Raw genomic sequence first — 19,996 nt, forward strand, 5'->3', positions numbered from 1 at the left:
ATGCCGCTCGCCGGAAAGGGCATGCTGCTGACGTCGATGAACATCGACGTTTCAGATGAAGCCGATTTCAACCGCTGGTACGATCGCGAGCATCTGGAAGAGCGTGTCGCGATCGACGGATTCCTTGAAGCGCGGCGCTATGTCGCGCATGCCGCCAATCCCAGATATCTGTGCCTGTATTCAACCGCGACGTTAGAGGTGCTCGACAGTCCCGCCTACAAGGCGCGGCTCGCCAACCCGACCGACTGGTCGCGGCAGACCATGGCGCGCTTCAAGGACATGCTGCGCGTCGTCGCGCGCATCACCATCAGCAAGGGCACCGGACGCGGGGCTGCCCTCGGCGTGGTGCGGCTGCGGCCGACGCCCGGCAACGCCGCGTCCTGGCGTGATGCACTGCAAGACAGGCTCGCGCCGGACAAGCGCGACGGCATCATGTCGATGCACCTGCTCGAAAGCGAGCCCGAATTGTCGGGCGCAACGGCGGACATACCGGCGGCGCGCAACGAGGGCGCGCGCGACTGGTTCGTGCTGATCGACGGCACCCATGTCGGCGCGGTCTCCGCAGTCATCGCCGAGCGCTTCACCGGCCCGCCTGCGGCGCCCTTCCAGCTTCCCATCTCCGTCGGCACCTACTGCCTGATGTGGGACCTCGCGAAGAGCGATCTCGCGCGCAGCTGAACCAGCATCCGCACCGCAACATGCTGCACCGCACGCACATTGCGCGGAGCATGAATGCCGTGCGCGCTTGGCTCCCATGAAAGAGGGGAAGCGCGCAAATTTGCCGTTGTACTTCGGAACGGTTCTAATAAGCTAACCCAATGACGTCATTCAGAAACCAGATCGAGACGCATTAAGCGTCCGCCAAGCTCAAGAAAAGGCCGCGGGGTCTTTGGGCCTGCGCGGACAGGGTAGGAATGAAACCGACCGATATCGCGGCCCCCGACTACTTTCACAAAGTGGTCGATTGCCAGTGGGCCTGTCCTGCGCACACCCCGGTTCCCGAATACATCCGACTGATCGCACAAGGCCGCTACAGCGACGCCTATATGATCAATTGGAAATCGAACGTGTTTCCCGGAATTCTGGGACGCACCTGCGACCGTCCGTGCGAGCCGGCGTGCCGGCGCGGACGGGTCGAGGAAACCCCTGTCGCAATCTGCCGCCTCAAGCGCGTCGCCGCCGATTTCAAGGACGACATCAGGCAGCGCCTGCCGCGCCCCTCGCCGAAGAACGGCAAGCGCGTTGCGCTGGTTGGCGGTGGCCCCGCCTCGCTGACGGTGGCACGCGATCTCGCGCCGCTCGGCTATCATTGCACGGTGTTCGATGCCGATCCCGAAGCCGGCGGCATGATGCGCACGCAGATCCCGAAATTCCGCCTGCCCAATTCGGTGATCGACGAGGAGACCGGCTACATCCTGGGTCTCGGCGTCGACTTCAAGGGCGGGCACCGCATCGAGAGCATGAAGTCGCTGCTCGCGGATAAATACGACGCGATCTTCGTCGGCTCCGGCGCGCCGCGCGGCCGCGAGCTCGACATTCCCGGCCGGAAAGAGGCAGCCGCCAACATCCATATCGGCATCGAATGGCTGGCCAACGTGTCGTTCGGCCACACCGACAAGATCGGCAAGCGCGTCATCGTGCTCGGCGGCGGCAACACCGCGATGGACTGCTGCCGCACCGCGCGCCGCCTCGGCGGCGAGAAAGTCACGGTGGTCGTGCGTTCCGGCTTCGAGGAGATGAAGGCCTCGCCCTGGGAGAAGGAAGACGCGCTCCACGAGGATATCCCGATCCTCAACTACATGGTGCCGGTGGCATTCAAGCATGTCGCCGGCAAGCTGATCGGCGTCACCTTCCAGCACGTCAAAGCCGAATACGACGCCAAAGGCCGCCGCAATCTGGTGCCTTCGGGCGATCCCGATCAGACCATTCCCTGCGACGACGTGCTGGTCGCGGTCGGCCAGGAGAACGCCTTCCCCTGGATCGAGCAGGATTGCGGCATCGAGTTCGACAAATGGCACATGCCTATGGTCGATCCCAAGACCTTCGCCTCGACCAATCCAAAGGTGTTCTTTGGCGGCGACGCTGCGTTCGGGCCGAAGAACATCATCTGGGCGGTCGCGCACGGCCATGACGCCGCGCTGTCGATCCACAAGATGCTGTCGGGCGAAGACATCACCGAGCGCCCACTGCCGGAGGTGCAAATTTCCTCGCAGAAGATGGGCATCCACGAATGGAGCTATGACAACGACATCTCCAACGACAAGCGCTTCAAGGTGCCGCATCGCGACAAGGTGATCGCGCTGAAGGACATCCGCGCCGAGGTCGAGCTGGGCTACGACGTCAAGCTCGCGCTCGGCGAGGCGCATCGCTGCCTGAACTGCGACGTGCAGACCGTGTTCTCGACCTCGCTCTGCATCGAATGCGATGCCTGCGCCGATATCTGCCCGATGGATTGCATCACCTTTACGGGCAACGGCGAGGAAAGCGATCTGCGCCAGCGGCTGAAAGCGCCCTCGGCGCATCCGGACCAGGATCTCTACGTCTCCTCGGATCTCAAGACCGGACGCGTGATGGTGAAGGATGAGGACGTCTGCCTGCATTGCGGGCTGTGCGCCGAGCGTTGTCCCACCGGCGCCTGGGACATGCAGAAATATTTCATCGAGATGACTCACGCGGGTTCGACATGTCCGACAAAAAGCCGATCAGCAGCGTAAACGACTTTGTCGTCCGCTTCGCCAACGTCAACGGCTCGGGCTCGGCCAGCGCCAACGAGATGTTCGCGCGCGCGATCCTGCGCCATGGCGTGCCGGTGTCCCCACGCAACATCTTCCCCTCCAACATCCAGGGCCTGCCGACCTGGTACGAGGTGCGGGTCACCGAAGCCGGCCATCTCGGCGCCCGCGGCGGCGTCGACATGATGGTGGCGATGAACCCGCAGACCTGGGACAAGGACGTCGCCGGCATCGAGCCGGGCGGCTATCTGTTCTACGATTCCACCAAGCCGATGCCGTCGACCAAATTCCGCGACGACATCACCGTGATTGGCGTGCCGCTGACCGCCATCACCAATTCGACCTATACCGATCCGCGCCAGCGCCAGCTGTTCAAGAACATCATCTATCTCGGCGCGCTCAGCGCGCTGCTCGACATGGACCCGAAGCTGATCGAGCAACTGATCGGCGAGCAGTACAAGGGCAAGGAGAAGCTGCTCTCCTCCAACGTCCACGCGCTGCATCTCGGCCGCGACTGGGCGCTGCAGAACCTGAAATGTCCGATCGGGCTCAGGGTGAAGAAGTCCGACAAGGTCGGCGACCGCATCTTCATCGAGGGCAACAGCGCCGCGGCGCTCGGCGCCGTCTATGGCGGCGCCACCGTGTGCGCGTGGTATCCGATCACGCCGTCATCGTCGGTCGCGGAGGCCTTCACCGCCCATTGCAAGAAGTACCGGCACGATCCGGAGACGGGCAAGGCGAAATACGCCATCGTGCAGGGCGAGGACGAGCTGGCATCGATCGGCATCGTCATCGGCGCCTCCTGGAACGGCGCCCGCGCCTTCACCGCGACCTCAGGCCCCGGCATCTCGCTGATGACGGAGTTCATCGGCCTCTCCTACTTCGCCGAGATCCCGGCGGTGATCATGAACATCCAGCGCGCCGGCCCCTCCACAGGCATGCCGACCCGCACCCAGCAATGCGACATCATCGCCTGTGCCTATGCCTCCCATGGCGACACCAAGCATGTGCTGCTGTTCCCGGAAGATCCGGCCGAGGCCTTCGAGTTCGCGGCTGCCGCCTTCGATCTCGCCGAGCGGCTGCAGACCACGATCTTCCTGATGCTCGACCTCGACATCGGCATGAACCACCGGCTCTGCCGCCCGCTGAAGTGGGATGACGCCCGGCAATATGACCGTGGCAAGATCATGACGGCGGAGATGCTGGAGGAGGGCCGCGACTTCGGGCGCTATCTCGACGTCGACGGCGACGGTATCCCCTACCGCACCTATCCCGGCACGCATCCGACCAAAGGCTCCTATTTCACCCGCGGCACCTCGCGCGACCGCTATGCGCGCTATTCCGAGGAAGGCACCGTCTATGCCGACAACATGCAGCGCCTGGTGCGCAAGTTCGAGACCGCGCAGGACCTGGTGCCGCGGCCGCTGCAGGCCAATGCGGAACGGCCGACCAAATATGGCGTGATCTATTTCGGCTCGACCTCGCCGGCGATGGACGAGGCGATCGGCCTGTTAGAGGCACGCGGGCATCAGCTCGACCGCCTGCGCATCCGCGCCTTCCCGTTCCACTCCAGCGTCGCGAGCTTCCTCGCCGAGCACGACTTCGTCTACGTCGTCGAGCAGAACCGCGACAGCCAGCTCCGCCAGCTCATCGTCAACGAGAACGGCATCGATCCGGTGCGGCTCGTGCCGATCGTGCATTACGACGGCACCCCGATCACCGCCCGTTTCATCGCAAAAGCCATTGGCGACCACCAGGATCACCTCAAGGTGACCCCGCTCCGCAAGGCCGTGTCATGACCTATATTGCCAAGCCGAAGTTCCATCATCCGGGCTTGAAGAAGAACGAGCTCGGCTACACCCACCGCGACTACGAGGGCAAGATCTCGACGCTGTGCGCCGGCTGCGGCCACGACTCCATCACGGCCTCGATCATCGAGGCCTGCTACGAGCTCTCGATCGAGCCGCATCGGGTGGCAAAAATCTCCGGCATCGGCTGCTCGTCGAAGACGCCGGACTATTTCCTCGGCAATTCGCACGGCTTCAACTCCGTGCACGGCCGCATGCCCAGCGTGCTGACCGGGGCCAACCTCGCCAACCGCGACCTGATCTATCTCGGTGTCTCCGGCGACGGCGATTCCGCCTCGATCGGCTTCGGCCAGTTCGCTCATTCGATCCGGCGCGCCGTCAACATGACCTATATCGTCGAGAACAACGGCGTCTACGGCCTGACCAAGGGCCAGTTCTCGGCCACCGCCGATCGCGGCTCGAAGAGCAAGAAGGGCGTCACCAACACCGACAACGCCATCGACCTCGTCGCGATCGCGCTGCAGCTGGGGGCGACCTTCGTCGCCCGCTCGTTCTCTGGCGACAAGACCCAGCTGGTGCCGCTGATCGCGGCCGCGATTCGCCACAAGGGCGCGTCCTTCATCGACGTCATCAGCCCGTGCATCGCCTTCAACAACCACGCCGGCTCGACCAAGAGCTTCGACTATGTCCGCGAGCACAATGACGCCGTGAACCGGCTCGACGTGCTGGTCGGCCGCGATCCGATCGCGGTCGACTACGCGCCGGGCACGGTGCAGGTGGTCGAGCAGCATGACGGCAGCAAGATCGCGCTGCGCAAGATCGATGCGGACTACGATCCGCATGACCGTCTCGGCGCTCAGACCTTTCTCGCGCGGCACGCCGCGAAGGGACAGATCGTCACCGGGCTTCTGTACGTCGATCCGGACGCCGAAGACCTGCACGAGCACCTCAACACGGTCGAGACCCCGCTCAACACGCTGGAAGCGGACACGCTGTGCCCGGGTTCGGCGGTGCTGGACAAGATCAACGCCAGCCTGCGGTGATCAACGGCGCCGGACTGAACCGGGCTGCCTCACTCGTATGGTGATCTTGTCAGACACGACGGGCGGATCGAAGGGATAGTGCTTCGCATCGCCCAGCACCAATTGCAGCGTGTGCGTGCCGGGCGGAAGCTCGAGAAACGTTTCGGTTTGCCCTGCTCCGAAATGCAGATGGGACTTGTCCTGCGGAATCGGCTCCTTGATATCGATGGGATCGTTGACGTCGACCAGCAGATGATGATGACCGGCGTTCTGGTAGTCGTCGCCAGCATGCGTCACGCCCATGTTGCGTAGACCGAACCGGACCCAAAACCCGCCGCGGATCTTCTGCCCCTCCTGCGGGGTGATGAAATAGAGCTTTGCATCTTTGGGAGCTGTCTTGCCCTGAGAGTACGCAACGCTTGGCAGCAAAACACTTGGCAGCAAAACACTTGGCAGCAAAACACCTGGCAGCAATGCGAGCGCCGCCGTCAGCGCGGCGCAGCGAATGATTTTCATCAAACCTACTCCAGCTCTAAGGACTGAGCGCGACACGGAATCCATGCGTCGGGTAACGGACATTGGTGTCGTAACCATCGCGGTTGGATGGCCGCACATATCGCGAATCGTTCTTCCAGGAGCCCGAGCGCAGGACGTGCGAGGAGCAATCGCCGCCGGTCCATGCTGAGCCGTCGCCAGGCGCGCCTTGATAGCTCTTATGCCAGCAATCCTCGACCCACTGGTCGATCGCGCCGCCCATGTCGTATAGTCCGAACGGGTTTGGCTTGAAGCTGCCGACCTTCGCCGGCTGGTCGGTCCCGAGATTGCCGCAATCCTTGCAGCCGGCCATACCGGGCTGGAGCTTGTCGCCCCACCAGTACTTGCTCTGCGTTCCACCGCGCGCCGCATACTCCCATTCGGCTTCGCTCGGAAGCCGGTACGGCTTTTTCGTCGCCTGGGAGAGATACGCCACATATTGTTGCGCGTCGGTCCAGCTCACATTGCTGACCGGCGCATCGTCCTTGCCGGTGGCCGTGAAGGAGCACGCCTTTGCGGCGGCGCATTCGTTCCACTCCTGCACGGTCACCGGATATTTGCCGATCGAGAACGGCTTGATCGTGACCTGGTGGACGGGACGCTCGGTCGGATCGTCATTGCTTCCCATGGCGAAGCTGCCGCCGCGAATGGCGATCATCTCGGGTTCTCGGACCGCCGTCGCCGATGGACTGGATGCCGGAGATGGTGAAGGCGATGCTGCGGGCGATGGCGCCGTTGCGGGCAACGGAGAAGCCGCGGGTGCGGCTTGTGGCGCCGGTACCGCCGGGCTCTGTAGCGAGGGAACGGATTGCGGCGTCGGCGAAGCCGACGGCGCCGCGATCGGAGGAGCGGCAGCCTGTTGCCCCACCCGGCTGCGGTGCTGCACCAGCACGTACCAAAGCACGTAACCCGCGATCACCAGCAATGCCGTGATCAGAAGAAAGAGCAGAACGTTTTCGCGCCGGCTTCTGGTCCTGCCGACGGCGTCTGCATCCGGCAGCACCCGATAGACGCGCACGGGATCGGTGATGTTCTTGACCTTGCGGTCGCCGAGCGACTCATAGCCGCACACGATCTTGTGCTTGATCTGCTCGTAGATCGCGCCGGAGATGTAGACCTGCCCCGGCTCCGCGATGCCCTCGATGCGCGTGGCGATGTTGACGCCGTCGCCATAGATGTCGTCCGGCTCCACGATGACGTCACCGAGATTGACGCCGATCCGATATTCGAGCCGGGAATGCCTGGGAACCGAGGCGTTGCGACCGACGAGATTTTGCTGGATGACGATGCTGCATCGAACGGCCTCCACGGGACTCTCGAAAATGGCGATGAAGCCGTCGCCGGTCGTCTTCACCAAGCTTCCATGGTGTTCGATGATGCTGGGCTGGATGAGATCCCGCTCGATCCGCTTGACGCGAACATGCGTGCCTTCCTCGTCGGCCTGCATCAACCGGCTGTAGGAGGCAATGTCGCCGACGATGATCGCAGCGAGACGACGAGGCATTCCGCTGTGCGGCGGCGGCTCATCCTGATTTCCGGATCTGAAGTTGCGAATTTCGCCCATGCGGGGGACTCCACAAACTTGCAAGGCAGCCCCAGCCTACGACCGCCAAAGGCGGTCGTCTGTGAAGGCTATCACATTGACGAACCGAGACAATGTCGCAGCGATCGCCGGCATCGGGTTCCGGAGAAATCAAGGCGTCACTCCCATTGAACCTTCTTGATCCGAGCTGTGACTAAGGCCCGGCGCGGGGCCGTTGGCCCGTATCTCCTGCACGATGGTCACGCGAGCGACGTGCGAAGGTTGAACGCGCTGCACTTCGCTCGCGTCTAACAGACAGCAGCACTGTTGTGCTGCGGTCAAATTATCGCGCGCCCGAGGCCGTCATGAAGCGCACTGTCATTGCTGCTCTAACTTTTGCTGCGCTGACCGGCGTCGCCCGCGCCGATGAGGACAAGGTCCGGGAGACCACCAAGGCCGAAGCCGACGCATTCAACGCGCGCCTCTATGCGGGGGCGCCCGCGGACAAGGCCTATGCCTGCTTCGTCCGTCGCTACGATGCCGAGCATCTGGCGCGCCACCCCAAGCAGAAGGTGGCCTCGATGAAGCTGCTGGTCTCCGCGGAGGTCGACAAGGAGGACAAGCAGCTCCACAACTCGTTCCGCCTCGGCTTCAGGTATCGCCATCGCAGCGGCGATTTCGATTCCAGCGGCTCCTGTAACCACGCCGCGTTCACCAAGGACGGCACCGAAATCCGCCTCGGCTGCGGCGTCGACTGCGAAGGCGGCGGCATCGGCGTGGCGCTGTCAAAGGACGACAAGTCGGCAATCGTGCGGCTCGAACGGGTCAGGGTCTGGCAGAACAACAAGCCCGATGACGACGCCGAACAGTCGCTGGTGGGCGGCGCCGACGACAGGATCTTTCGGCTCGACCGCACCGACAACCGCGAATGCGCCTCACTCGTGACTGACCGCAAGGAACTCGCCGCACTGCGCCACAAGTGATATCTGTCGCGCGAGCTCAGTCAGTCGAGGGAGACCGCCATGAACCGCCGGAATATCTTGTGGAGCGCTGTGTCGGCCCTTGGCGCGGTCCTTGGCGCGGCGCTCGGCGCCTCCAGCGCGAAAGCTGCGACCGAAGCCGGCGCGAGCAACAAGCTGAAGGTCGTCTACCATCTCAGCGATGCCGAGAAGGTCAATTTCGTGCTCGGCAACATCCAGAACCACATCGACGGCGTCGGCGGCCCCGAGCATGTGACGATCGCGCTGGTGATCCACGGCCCGGCGCTGAAGGCGTTTCACTCGGCGCAGGCCAACCCCGACATCAGCAAGCGCGTGGTCGAGTTCTCCAAGGACGGCATCGAGTTCGCCGCCTGCGGCAACACGATGAAGGCGCAGAACGTCACGCTCAACGAGCTGCTGCCGGGCTTCGTCGGCGCCGAGAAGGGCGGCGTGGTGCGTTTGGCCGAGCTGCAGTCGCAAGGGTACTTGTATTTGCGGCCGTAGGGGCAGCGCTCCAGGCACCGCCATCTCCTCCGTCATTGCGAGCGCAGCGAAGCAATCCAGAATCCTTCCGCGGAAAGACGCTGGATTGCTTCGTCGCAAGGGCTCCTCGCAATGACGTGGAGAGGGCTGCGCCAACCAGCGCCATCTCCTCCCGTTGCACTTGACTCACCCATAACCCTCCAGTTATGAGTTCATCCATAACTTCCGAGTTATGGATTCCCCATGTCCGCCGCGCACGATCTCCTGTTCAGGACGCTCGCCGACCCGACGCGGCGGGCGATCTTCGAGCGGCTGTGCCGCGAGGGGGAGCAGACCGTCGGGGCATTGACGGCGCGATCCGGTGTGTCCCAGCCGGCGGTCTCAAAGCATCTCGGCGCCTTGAAGCAGGCTGGCCTGGTGCACGACCGCCATGAAGGACGCCAGACCCACTACAGCGCGCGGCCCGGTGCGCTCAATCCGCTGATCGACTGGACCGGTCAGATGGCCGGGTTCTGGCAGAAAAGGCTCGACGCCCTCGACGATCTCCTGAAGAGGATGGACCAATGAACGAACCTGCCGAGACTCGCACCGTCGTCATCGAGCGCGAATTTGCCTTTCCGGCTGAACGGATCTGGCGCGCGCTGACGCAGCCGCATCTGATGGAGGAATGGCTGATGAAGAACGACTTCAAGCCGACGGTCGGCCATCGCTTCAACCTGCGCGGCGAATGGGGCGGCGTTCTGGACTGCGAGGTGCTCACCATCGAGCCGCAGAAGACGCTCGCCTACACCTGGAATTTCTCGCATGAGGACGCCGCCTTCGATCTCAAGAGCGTGGTGACCTTCACGCTGACACCGACGGACGCGGGCACGCATCTGCGCGTCGAGCAGGCGGGCTTCAGCCCGACACAGAAGCAGGCTTTCGGCGGCGCGCATGCCGGCTGGAAGCAGTTCTTGGCCAAGCTGGACGAGTTGCTGGCGCGCACAGGCTAAAGTGCGATGAGATCAGTATGAATCGTCATCGCGCTTTAGGTTCTCGTTTGAGCATGATCTTTTCGGAAAGCCGCTGCACACTTTTCCGGATCATGCTCTAGCTCCGCCGGCGTCCATTCCGATCAATCTCAAAGGAGGTCCCAATGAGCACGCATATGTGGATTCGGCAGATTCACCGCTGGCTGTCGATGGCTTTCACCCTCGCAGTCATTGCCAACATCGTGGCGATGACCATGCAGGTCCAGGCCGTGTGGATCGGCTTCCTGGCGCTCGTCCCGCTGATCCCGCTGCTTGCGACCGGGCTCTATCTGTTCGCGTTGCCCTATCTTGGCCGCAGCAACGCGTGAACGAGGCGATGATGAAGAAGGCCGTGACGGTGAAGAAGAGCAGCGCGAAGGAAGCAGGCACAGCCTCGCCCTCAAAACTGATCGACGGTAGGATCATGGAGCTCGGCGACTGGCGCGGCGAGACGCTCGCGCGGGTCCGCGGCCTGATCAAGCAGGCCGATCCTGACGTCGTCGAGGAGTGGAAATGGCGCGGCGTTCCGGTGTGGGAGCACGACGGCATCATCTGCACCGGCGAGACCTACAAGGAAGTGGTGAAGCTGACCTTCGCCAAGGGCGCGGCGCTGGACGACCCCGCGGGCCTGTTCAATTCCAGCCTCGATGGCAACGTGCGCCGCGCGATCGATATTCGCGAAGGCGAGAAGATCAACGAGAAGGCGTTGAAGGCGCTGATCCGTGCGGCGGTGGAGCTGAATGCGTCGAAGGCGAAAGGCAAATCGGCCAAGCGATCGGACTAGCGCGCCGCCGGATTGATTTCGTTGCACTCGCAATGACGGAGCATCACCGTCATCCTGAGGTGCGAAGCAAGTGGTGCGCAGCACCGCTTGCAGAGCCTCGAAGGATGCACGGCCGAGATGCAGCCGGGCCGTCGCCCTTCGAGGCTTGTTCAGCGGCGCATTTGCGCCGCTGAACGCGCACCTCAGGGTGACGGCGAGAGGCTAGTGCTAGTCTCTCAATGCCGTCATAGCCTGATCTGCTGCGCCTTCAAGCCACCGCCGCCGCGATCGGGCGCGGGCTGACGACGTATTCGCGCAGGACCTTGTCGTTGGCATCGACCTCGATCAGCGCGACGTCGTAGGTCCAGAGATCGGCGAGATGCTGCAGCACCCGCTTGGCATCGGTCTCGTTGAGCTGCGAGCCCTTGATGACGTGGTGATGCAGGATCAGGCGGCGGTCGCCGGAGAGATCGACGTCGACCACCTCGATGTTGGCGTCGATGAAGCCGACGTCGTGCTGCCGCGCCAGCTCGCGGCGAACGCGGCGGAAGCCGCGCTCGTCATGGATGGCATCGACGCGGATGCCGGCGCGCTCCTCGGGATCGTCGTGCAGATGGAACATGCGGAAGTGCCGCATCAATCTGGGACTCAGGAACTGGCCGATGAAGCTCTCGTCCCGGTAGTTGGCCCATACGTCGCGCAGCACGCCCATGACATCGCCCTTGCCGGCGATGTCGGGGAACCACTCGCGGTCCTCGTCGCCCGGCCTGGTGACGATGCGCTCGATGTCCTGCATCACGGCAAAGCCGAGCGCGTAAGGGTTGAAGCCGGAGAAGCGGGGGTCGTCGAATTCGGGCTGGAACACGACGTTGGTGTGCGATCCCAGGAATTCGAGGAAATTGCCGTCGCTGATACGACCCTGCTCGTGCAGCCTGGTCATGATGCGATAGTGGACGTAGGTCGCCGTCCCCTCGTTCATGACCTTGGTCTGGCTCTGCGGATAGAAATATTGCGCGATGTGGCGGACGATGCGGAGCAGCTCGCGCTGCCAGGGCGCCAGCCGCGGCGCGCTCTTCTCCAGGAAATAGAGCAAATTCTCCTGCGGCAGGCCGAGCAGCTTGCGGCGGCGTTCGATGCTGAGCGCGGACCGGGTCTTGGCCGCGCCCTTGGGGACTGTGCGCCAGAGATCGTTGAAGACCTCCTCCTCGTGCTGGCGGCGGCGCCCTGCCCGCTTCTCCTCGGCGCGCAGATCGAGCTTCTTCTTGCCGGGATAGCGGTCGATGCCGTGCGACATCAGCGCATGCGCGGCATCGAGCGTGCGCTCGACCTCGATGCGGCCGTAGCGATCCTCGCATTGCATGACGTAGTTCTTGGCAAAGTCGAGATAGTCCAGGATGCCGTCGGCATCGGTCCACTGCTTGAACAGATAATTGTTCTTGAAGAAATGGTTGTGGCCGAAGGCGGCGTGCGCGATCACCAGCGTCTGCATCGTCGCCGTGTTCTCCTCCATCAGATAGGAGATGCAGGGCGACGAGTTGATCACGATCTCATAGGCGAGCCCCATCAGACCCTTGCGATAGGACGCCTCGTGGAAAGCAAAGTGCTTGCCGAACGACCAGTGCTTGTAGAACAAGGGCATGCCGACCGACGAATAGGCGTCCAGCATCTGCTCGGCAGTGATGACCTCGATCTGGTTCGGATAGACGTCGAGCCCGAGATCCTTCAACGCCACCTCCTCGCAGGCATCGGTGATGCGCTGCAAGGTGTGAAAATCCCAATCGGCGCCTTCGAACAATCGTTCCGTCATGGAGCGGTCTTCTCCTGGGCAGTTTCGCGGCGCTGGAACAGATCGTGGAACACCGGAAAGATCTCGCTACGCTCCGAGACCTTGCGCATCGAGAGCGGTGCGCCGCTGTTGCGCAGGCGCTCATAGAGGGCCCAGAGCGAGGAGTCGGAGAGATCGAAGGCGCTGCCGCCGGATTCCCCGACCTCGAGATAGGCAAAGAACTGGCAGACCGGCAGGATCTTGTCGGTCAGCAGCAGACCCGTGAGCTCGCCGTCGGAATAGGAATTGTCGCCGTCGGAGGCTTGCGCGGCGTAGATGTTCCAGTCCGACGGGTTGAAGCGCTCGCGCACGATCTCGTGCATCGCCTGCAGCGCGCTGGAGACCAGCGTGCCGCCCGAGGCGGGGCCGTAGAAGAAGGTCTGCTCGTCCACCTCCTCGGCGCGGTCGGTGTGGCGGATGAAGACGATCTCGACATGCTTGTAGCGCCGCTTCAGGAACACGTAGAGCAGCATGTAGAAGCGTTTCGCCAGATCCTTCATGTGCTCGGACATCGAGCCGGAGACGTCCATCAGGCAGAACATCACGGCCTGCGCGACGGGCTTCGGCACCGTCTCGAAGCGGCGGTAGCGGATGTCGAGCGGATCGATGAAGGGGATGCGCTTGGACTTCGCCTTCAGCCTTTCGAGCTGGGCGACCAGCTCCGCGCGCTCGTCCTCGTCCGTGCAGGCGTCGATCGCGGCTTCCAGCTCGTCGAGCTCGTCCTTGCGGGGACGCTTGAGCGCGATGCGGCGGGCGAGCGCGAGCTTCACCGTCCGGCTCACCGAGATGTTGGCCGGCGAGCCGGACATGGTGTAGCCGGCACGCTGGATGCCTTCGCTCTCGGTCTGCGCGATCTTGCGCTTGGCGAGATCCGGAAGCTCGAGGTCGTCGAGGAACAGATCGACGAACTCGTCACGGCTCAGCACGAAGCGGAAGGCGTCCTCGCTGTCGCCTTCGCCGGGGCCGGAATCCTTGGCGCTGCCCTGGCCGGAGCGCTGGAGGTAATCGCCTTCGACGAACTTCTTGTTACCGGGCAGGACCATGTCCCGCGTTCCGCCTTCACGGCGGAAGCGCGGCTCGTGCATGCCGTCGAGCGGGATCGTGACCTCACCACCCTCCAGGACGTCCTTGATGTCGCGTTCCTGCGAGGTCTTCTTGACGGCGCCCTGCACCAGGGATTTGGCCCGACGCAAGAACCGCTGGCGGTTCTCAAGACTCTTGCCGCCTGGATTCAGGCGCCTGTCAATAATGTGAATGGGCACTTTTCCATCCGCCTCAACCGGCCTGCTTCACGCGCATGTACCATTCGACGAGCCGGCGAACCTGACGCTCGGTGTAGCCGCGCTCCACCATGCGTGCGACGAACTCGCCGTGCTTCTTCTCCGTCTCGCCGTCCTTCTTCGACCCGAAGGAGATGACCGGAAGCAGGTCCTCGACCTGGGAGAATATCCGCTTTTCGATCACATCGCGAATCTTCTCATAGGAGGTCCAGGTCGGATTCTTGCCGCCGTTCTGGGCCCGCGACCGTAACGAGAATTTGACGACCTCGTTGCGGAAGTCCTTGGGGTTGGCGATACCCGCCGGCTTCTCGATTTTGGTCAGCTCCTGGTTCAAAAGCTCGCGATCGAGCAGCTGGCCGGTGTCGGGATCCTTGAAGTCCTGGTCCTCGATCCAGGCGTCGGCATAGTCGACGTAGCGATCGAACAGGTTCTGGCCATAATCCGAGTAGGATTCCAGATAGGCCTTCTGGATCTCGTTGCCGATGAACTCGGCGTAGCGCGGCGCCAGCTCCGCCTTGATGAATTCGAGATAGCGTTTCTCGGTTTCCTCCGGCAGCTGCTCGCGGCGGATCGCCTGCTCCAGCGCGTACATCAGATGCACGGCATCGGCGGCGACCTCCTGCGGATCGTGGTTGAAGGTCGCAGCCAGCACCTTGAAGGCGAAGCGGGTGGAGGCACCGTCCATGCCCTCGTCGACGCCGGCGGCATCGCGATATTCCTGGACGCTGCGCGCCTTGGGATCCGATTCCTTCAGGCTCTCGCCGTCGTAGACCCGCATCTTGGCGAACACCGTGGAATTCTCGTGCTTGCGCAGGCGCGACATCACCGAGAACCGCGCCAGCGTCTCCAGCGTCGAAGGCGCACAAGGGGCGGAGGCGAGCTCGGAGCCCTGGATCAGCTTCTCGTAGATCTTCTGCTCCTCGGTAACCCTGAGGCAGTAGGGCACCTTGATCACGCAGATGCGGTCGATGAAGGCTTCGTTGTTCTTGTTGGCCTTGAAGCTCGCCCACTCGGCTTCGTTGGAGTGCGCCAGGATGATCCCGGTGAACGGGATCGCGCCGATGTTCTCGGTGCCGATATAGTTGCCTTCCTGCGTCGCGGTCAGCAACGGATGCAGCATCTTGATCGGCGCCTTGAACATCTCGACGAACTCGAGCACGCCCTGGTTGGCGCGGTTGAGGCCGCCGGAATAGCTGTAGGCGTCGGGATCGTTCTGGGCGTAGGTCTCGAGCTTGCGGATGTCGACCTTGCCGACCAGCGAGGAGATGTCCTGGTTGTTCTCGTCACCGGGCTCGGTCTTGGCGATCGCGATCTGGCGCAGCCGCGACGGCTGGATCTTGGCGACGCGGAATTGCGAGATATCGCCGCCGAAGGCCTCCAGCCGCTTGTAGCACCACGGGCTCATCAGGCCGGTGAGACGTCGGCGCGGGATGCCGTATTTCTCCTCCAGCATCGGGCCGAGCTGATCGGGATCGAACAGGCTGAGCGGACTCTCGAACACGGGCGAGAGTTCGTCGCCGGCCTTGAGCACATAGATCGGATTCACTTCCATCAGCGACTTCAGCCGCTCGGCCAGCGAGGACTTGCCGCCACCGACCGGGCCGAGCAGGTAGAGAATCTGCTTGCGCTCCTCCAGGCCTTGCGCCGCGTGGCGGAAGAAACCGACGATGCGCTCGATGGTTTCTTCCATGCCGTAGAAGCCGGCGAAGGCCGGATAGGTGCGGATCGTGCGGTTCAAAAAAATACGGCCAAGGCGTGGGTCCTTGGCGCGTGTCGATCGTCTGGGGCTCACCGATCGCCGCTAGCAGTCGTTCGGCCGCGTTCGCGTATTTCATGGGATCGCTTCGACACGATTCCAGATATTCCGCCATCGACATGTCGTGCTGGCTTCTCGCCTCGAACGACCGAGCGAAAGCGTTGAATAGAGAATCGTTGTACATGATCCCTCTCCGCGTGAGTTCCGCTACAAGCTGAAACGAAAGCAGTTACCGGACCGTTCCTCAGGCCGTTTCGAATCAGCGTGAGCACATGACGATCATTGGACACCCGGGTGCCAACACGACGCAACGCACAACGTAGGCACTCCATGAGTTACGAACAGGCACATGCCTGTAATTTGTGCGAATCTCTGTCTATATTGGCTCATTTCCAGAAAATGTCACTTGGTCGCAACATCCGGGCGTTCCCGGGGATGTGACTGTCCGGCAATGCAGCATAGCGATCCGGGAGCGGCGATCTTATGACACTTGTACGGCGAAGCTTTGGGGGCCGCGTTCATCTTCCTGCTGCAATGCGGTGCCCGCGCGGCCGGCAGCGTGGCAGTCGCGACAGGCGCACAGCAGTGTATCAAAATCGGTCGCCAAGCCTTCCAACCGGATGATGATGCGACCGTCCTGCGCGCAACGGGCCAAGGTGGGGATGGCGCACAGCTGGCGCCGCAATGCCGGCGTCGGCGTCAGCACGATCGTCTTGTGGCCGCGGTATTCTCCAGCGGAAATCTCCGCGATCGACTCCCACAGCAGAAATTCCTTGCCGATGCGGAGATCGCGGATGCCGTAGGGGGTGACGACCACCACCGCTCCTCGCTCGGCGGGAAGCATCCAGATCAGCCAGATGGTCACCAGGCCGAACACCACGACACCGGCATAGCCGACTGTCGTGTCGTAATCGCCGAGACTGTCCCACCAGTCGAAGGCAAGGCTTGCACTCAGCAGGGTCATGGCAAAGCCCGCCGCGACCAGCAGCCGCATCTGCGTCACGCATCGACCGACTTCAAGATCGCGGCATGCGTCGATGCTTACCGACGCAACCCATTGCTGGCTGTCGGCGACGGCCAGACCGTTCTTATCGGCGTGCATGTTCTTCCCCCAGCATGGCCATTCGCGGCCTAATCACGATGCAGCGCGGATCGGAATCCGCCGATGGCACTCCACGAAACCACAGGCTGACGAGCCGCGATGCCTGACATTACGCAACGAGACTTCGGCCGCGCCCTCCGGCCGACGACTTTTACGCAACACAGCCACTGCCCGCCTGGATCGCCATGATCGCGACGGAGTTACACTGGAGAGTATGACTCCCATAACCTTGATTGGTTCCCTCCTGGGAGCATGTAAGCTAGAGGATAGCGCGTCAGGACCGGCGCGAAAACCCCTCGTCCGCAGGCTTGGAGAGAAATAAACATCATGAATCCCTTCAAAGAACTGGAAAAGCACGGACAAGCGGTCTGGCTGGACTTCCTGGCCCGTGGCTTCATCGCCAAGGGCGACCTGAAGCGGCTGATCGACACCGATGGCGTCAAGGGCGTCACCTCCAATCCGTCGATCTTCGAGAAGGCGATCGGCAGTTCCGACGAATATGACGCCTCGATCGGCAAGGCACTGAAGCGCGGCGACCGGACCGTGGCCGACCTGTTCGAGGCGGTCGCAATCGAGGACATCCAGAACGCCGCCGACGTGCTGCGCCCGGTCTATGATCGCCTCGAGGGCCAGGACGGCTTCGTGAGCCTGGAAGTGTCGCCCTATCTGGCGATGGATACCGCCGGCACGGTCGCCGAGGCGCGCCGGCTGTGGAAGGACGTGGGTCGCAAGAACCTGATGGTGAAGGTGCCGGCGACGCGCGAGGGCTTGCCGGCGATCGAGACGCTGATCGGCGACGGCATCAGCATCAACATCACGCTGCTGTTCTCGAAGGCAGTCTATCTCGAGGTCGCCGAAGCCTATCTCGCCGGCCTCGAGAAGTACGTCGCCGGCGGCGGCGATCCGTCGCATGTCGCGAGCGTGGCGAGCTTCTTCGTCAGCCGGATCGACTCGGCCGTCGACAAGCAGCTCGACGAGAAGATCGCCCGCGCCAACGATCCATCGGAGAAGGAGCGGCTTGCCGCGCTGAAGGGCAAGGTCGCGATCGCCAATGCCAAGCTTGCCTATCAGGATTACAAGCGCCTGTTCACAGGTCCGCGCTGGGAGAAGCTCGCCGCCAAGGGCGCCAAGCCGCAGCGCATGCTGTGGGCCTCCACCGGCACCAAGAACAAGGACTACAGCGACGTCCTCTATGTCGAGGAGCTGATCGGCCCCGACACCATCAACACCATGCCGCCGGCAACGCTGGATGCGTTTCGCGACCACGGCAAGCCGCGCGACAGCCTGGAAGAGAATGTCGATGACGCCAGGCGCGTGCTGGAGGAGCTGGAGCGCTCCGGCATCTCGCTCGATGCGATCACCGAGGAGCTGGTCAGGGACGGCGTCAAGCTGTTCGCCGACGCCGCCGACAAGCTCTACGGCGCGGTCGCGCACAAGCGTGCCACCGTGCTGGGGCCCGCGCTCGACCGCCAGCTGCTCTCGCTCGGCGACGGGCTCGGCAAGGCCGTGGTCAAGAGCTCCGAGGAATGGCGCGCCTCCGCCAAGATTCGCAGGCTCTGGCAGCGCGACAAGTCAGTGTGGACCGGCACCGACGAGGACAAATGGCTGGGCTGGCTCGACAGCCCGGCCAAGGCCGACATTGCCGATTACGAGGACTATGCGGGCCGCGTGAAGGGCCAGAAATTCTCCGACGCCGTCGTGCTCGGCATGGGCGGATCGAGCCTCGGCCCCGAAGTGCTGGCCGAGACCTTTGGCAAGAAGCCCGGTTTCCCGAAGCTGCATGTGCTTGACTCCACCGACCCCGCGCAGGTGCGGGCGATGGAGGCGAAGATCGACATCGCCAACACCGTCTTCATCGTCTCCAGCAAGTCCGGCGGCACCACCGAGCCGAACGCGATGAAGGACTATTTCCATGAACAGGTTGCCAAGGCGGTCGGGACCAAGGTGAAGACCGGCCATCGCTTCATCGCCGTGACCGACCCCGGCTCGTCGCTGGAGAAGGCGGCAAAGAAGCTGAACTACGCCCGCATCTTCCACGGCGAGCCCTCGATCGGCGGACGCTATTCGGTGCTCTCGCCGTTCGGTCTGGTGCCGGCGGCAACCGCGGGCATCGACGTCAAGGCCTTCATCAAGCATGCGCTCGCGATGGCGCGCTCCTGCGGGCCGGACGTGCCGCCATCCGAGAACCCGGGCGTGCAGCTCGGGCTTGCCATGGGCCTCGCCGGGCTGGAAGGCCGCGACAAGGTGACGATCCTGGCGTCGAAGAAGATCGCCGATTTCGGCGCCTGGGCCGAGCAGCTCATCGCGGAATCGACCGGCAAGGAGGGCAAGGGCCTGATCCCGATCGAGGGCGAGCCGCTGGGCGATCCCTCGGTCTACGGCAATGATCGCTTCTTCATCGACATCCGCATCGAGGGCGAAGCGGACGCCGCCCACGACTCCAAGCTTGCCGCCATCGAAGCGGCCGGCCATCCCGTGGTGCGCATCGTCATGAAGTCGATCGAGCATCTGGGCCAGGAGTTCTTCCGCTTCGAGATGGCGACGGCGGTTGCAGGCTCGATCCTCGGCATCAATCCATTCGACCAGCCGGACGTGGAAGCGGCCAAGATCAAGACCCGCGAGCTCACTGCCGCGTTCGAGAAGACCGGCGCGTTGCCGGATGAGCAGCCGGTGGTCAGCACGGATGAGGCCGACCTCTACACCGATGAAGCCAACGCGACGGCGTTACGCGCGGCCGGCGCCAACGGCGATCTCAGCTCCTGGCTGAAGGCGCATCTCTCCCGCTCGAACCATGGCGACTATGTCGCCCTGCTCGGCTACATCGCGCGTGACAAGGCAACGACCGACGCGCTGCAGGCCATGCGGTTAGAGGTACGCGAGAAGCGGCACGTCGCGACCTGCGCCGAGTTCGGACCGCGCTTCCTGCACTCGACGGGACAGGCCTACAAGGGCGGACCCGACAGCGGCGTGTTCCTCCAGATCACGGCGGACGATGTCAAGGATCTGCAGGTGCCGGGCCAGAAAGCGAGCTTCGGCGTCATCAAGGCGGCGCAGGCGCGCGGCGATTTCGACGTGCTCACCGAGCGGGGCCGGCGTGCGCTGCGGGTGCACCTGAAGGGCGGGCTCAAGAAGGGTCTCGCGGCCCTCAACGCGGCGCTCAATGACGCGCTGAACTAAGG

Annotated in this window: 16 protein-coding genes and 1 pseudogene; 11 read left to right on the plus strand and 6 right to left on the minus strand. The window is 63.3% G+C overall.

Features of this window, described 5'->3' with window-relative positions; all coding sequences use genetic code 11:
* From ACVIIV_RS00910 to ACVIIV_RS00925, 4 genes are all read left to right on the plus strand, one after another.
* Positions 1–678, plus strand: a complete 678-nt coding sequence (locus tag ACVIIV_RS00910; protein WP_456742482.1) for a hypothetical protein — start codon at positions 1–3, stop codon at positions 676–678.
* Between the two features lie 236 nt (positions 679–914).
* Positions 915–2,714 carry an FAD-dependent oxidoreductase gene (locus ACVIIV_RS00915; protein WP_456742483.1) on the plus strand — a complete coding sequence of 600 codons (1,800 nt, stop codon included), beginning with the start codon at positions 915–917 and terminating at the stop codon, positions 2,712–2,714.
* Positions 2,684–4,531 (plus strand): 2-oxoacid:acceptor oxidoreductase subunit alpha, encoded by a 1,848-nt coding sequence (locus ACVIIV_RS00920; protein ID WP_197962800.1) that lies wholly within the window; start codon positions 2,684–2,686, stop codon positions 4,529–4,531. Before ACVIIV_RS00915 ends, ACVIIV_RS00920 begins: the two co-directional genes overlap by 31 nt.
* The gene (locus ACVIIV_RS00925; protein WP_456742484.1) at positions 4,528–5,583 is read left to right on the plus strand and encodes a 2-oxoacid:ferredoxin oxidoreductase subunit beta; all 1,056 of its coding nucleotides are present in this window, start codon (positions 4,528–4,530) and stop codon (positions 5,581–5,583) included. The genes ACVIIV_RS00920 and ACVIIV_RS00925 overlap by 4 nt, the downstream gene beginning before the upstream one ends.
* Here the strand turns inward: ACVIIV_RS00925 and ACVIIV_RS00930 are convergent, their stop codons facing one another.
* Together ACVIIV_RS00930 and ACVIIV_RS00935 are read right to left on the minus strand one after the other, a co-directional pair.
* Positions 5,584–6,078 (minus strand): DUF4399 domain-containing protein, encoded by a 495-nt coding sequence (locus ACVIIV_RS00930; protein WP_456742485.1) that lies wholly within the window; start codon positions 6,076–6,078, stop codon positions 5,584–5,586. It lies immediately after the preceding gene.
* A gap of 16 nt (positions 6,079–6,094) precedes the next feature.
* Complete coding sequence (locus ACVIIV_RS00935; protein WP_456742486.1) at positions 6,095–7,660, minus strand: SUMF1/EgtB/PvdO family nonheme iron enzyme; 1,566 nt, start codon at positions 7,658–7,660, stop codon at positions 6,095–6,097.
* A gap of 323 nt (positions 7,661–7,983) precedes the next feature.
* Here ACVIIV_RS00935 and ACVIIV_RS00940 point away from each other — a divergent pair, with 323 nt between their 5' ends.
* From ACVIIV_RS00940 to ACVIIV_RS00965, 6 genes are all read left to right on the plus strand, one after another.
* On the plus strand, positions 7,984–8,601 hold the full coding sequence (locus tag ACVIIV_RS00940; RefSeq protein ID WP_456742487.1) for a hypothetical protein: 618 nt from the start codon (positions 7,984–7,986) through the stop codon (positions 8,599–8,601).
* A 39-nt stretch (positions 8,602–8,640) separates the two neighbouring features.
* Positions 8,641–9,102 carry a DsrE family protein gene (locus ACVIIV_RS00945; RefSeq protein WP_456742488.1) on the plus strand — a complete coding sequence of 154 codons (462 nt, stop codon included), beginning with the start codon at positions 8,641–8,643 and terminating at the stop codon, positions 9,100–9,102.
* 222 nt (positions 9,103–9,324) lie between these two features.
* Positions 9,325–9,648, plus strand: coding sequence for an ArsR/SmtB family transcription factor (locus ACVIIV_RS00950; protein WP_456742489.1), 324 nt, complete (start codon positions 9,325–9,327; stop codon positions 9,646–9,648).
* Positions 9,645–10,073: an SRPBCC family protein gene (locus tag ACVIIV_RS00955; RefSeq protein WP_456742490.1), complete on the plus strand. Its 429-nt coding sequence runs from the start codon at positions 9,645–9,647 to the stop codon at positions 10,071–10,073. The genes ACVIIV_RS00950 and ACVIIV_RS00955 overlap by 4 nt, the downstream gene beginning before the upstream one ends.
* 143 nt (positions 10,074–10,216) lie before the next feature.
* A complete protein-coding gene (locus ACVIIV_RS00960) occupies positions 10,217–10,420 on the plus strand; it encodes a hypothetical protein (RefSeq protein WP_456742491.1) in 204 nt (67 codons plus the stop codon).
* An 11-nt stretch (positions 10,421–10,431) separates the two neighbouring features.
* Positions 10,432–10,875, plus strand: a complete 444-nt coding sequence (locus ACVIIV_RS00965; RefSeq protein ID WP_456748642.1) for a DUF1801 domain-containing protein — start codon at positions 10,432–10,434, stop codon at positions 10,873–10,875.
* Positions 10,876–11,122: 247 nt separating this feature from the next.
* Here the strand turns inward: ACVIIV_RS00965 and ACVIIV_RS00970 are convergent, their stop codons facing one another.
* The 4 genes and pseudogenes from ACVIIV_RS00970 to ACVIIV_RS00985 form a co-directional block, all read right to left on the minus strand.
* Entirely contained in the window at positions 11,123–12,661 is a 1,539-nt protein-coding gene (locus ACVIIV_RS00970) for a SpoVR family protein (RefSeq protein WP_456742492.1), read from the minus strand.
* Positions 12,658–13,935, minus strand: coding sequence for a YeaH/YhbH family protein (locus ACVIIV_RS00975; RefSeq protein ID WP_456748643.1), 1,278 nt, complete (start codon positions 13,933–13,935; stop codon positions 12,658–12,660). The genes ACVIIV_RS00970 and ACVIIV_RS00975 overlap by 4 nt, the downstream gene beginning before the upstream one ends.
* Before the next feature lie 19 nt (positions 13,936–13,954).
* A pseudogene (locus tag ACVIIV_RS00980) lies at positions 13,955–15,899 on the minus strand (PrkA family serine protein kinase).
* Between the two features lie 297 nt (positions 15,900–16,196).
* Positions 16,197–16,817 carry an STM3941 family protein gene (locus tag ACVIIV_RS00985; protein ID WP_456742493.1) on the minus strand — a complete coding sequence of 207 codons (621 nt, stop codon included), beginning with the start codon at positions 16,815–16,817 and terminating at the stop codon, positions 16,197–16,199.
* A gap of 327 nt (positions 16,818–17,144) precedes the next feature.
* On the opposite strand from ACVIIV_RS00985, the gene ACVIIV_RS00990 reads away from it, so the two are divergent.
* A complete protein-coding gene (locus tag ACVIIV_RS00990) occupies positions 17,145–19,994 on the plus strand; it encodes a bifunctional transaldolase/phosoglucose isomerase (protein ID WP_456742494.1) in 2,850 nt (949 codons plus the stop codon).
* Positions 19,995–19,996 lie beyond the last annotated feature (2 nt).

This window comes from Bradyrhizobium sp. USDA 4354 (genome assembly GCF_054060315.1).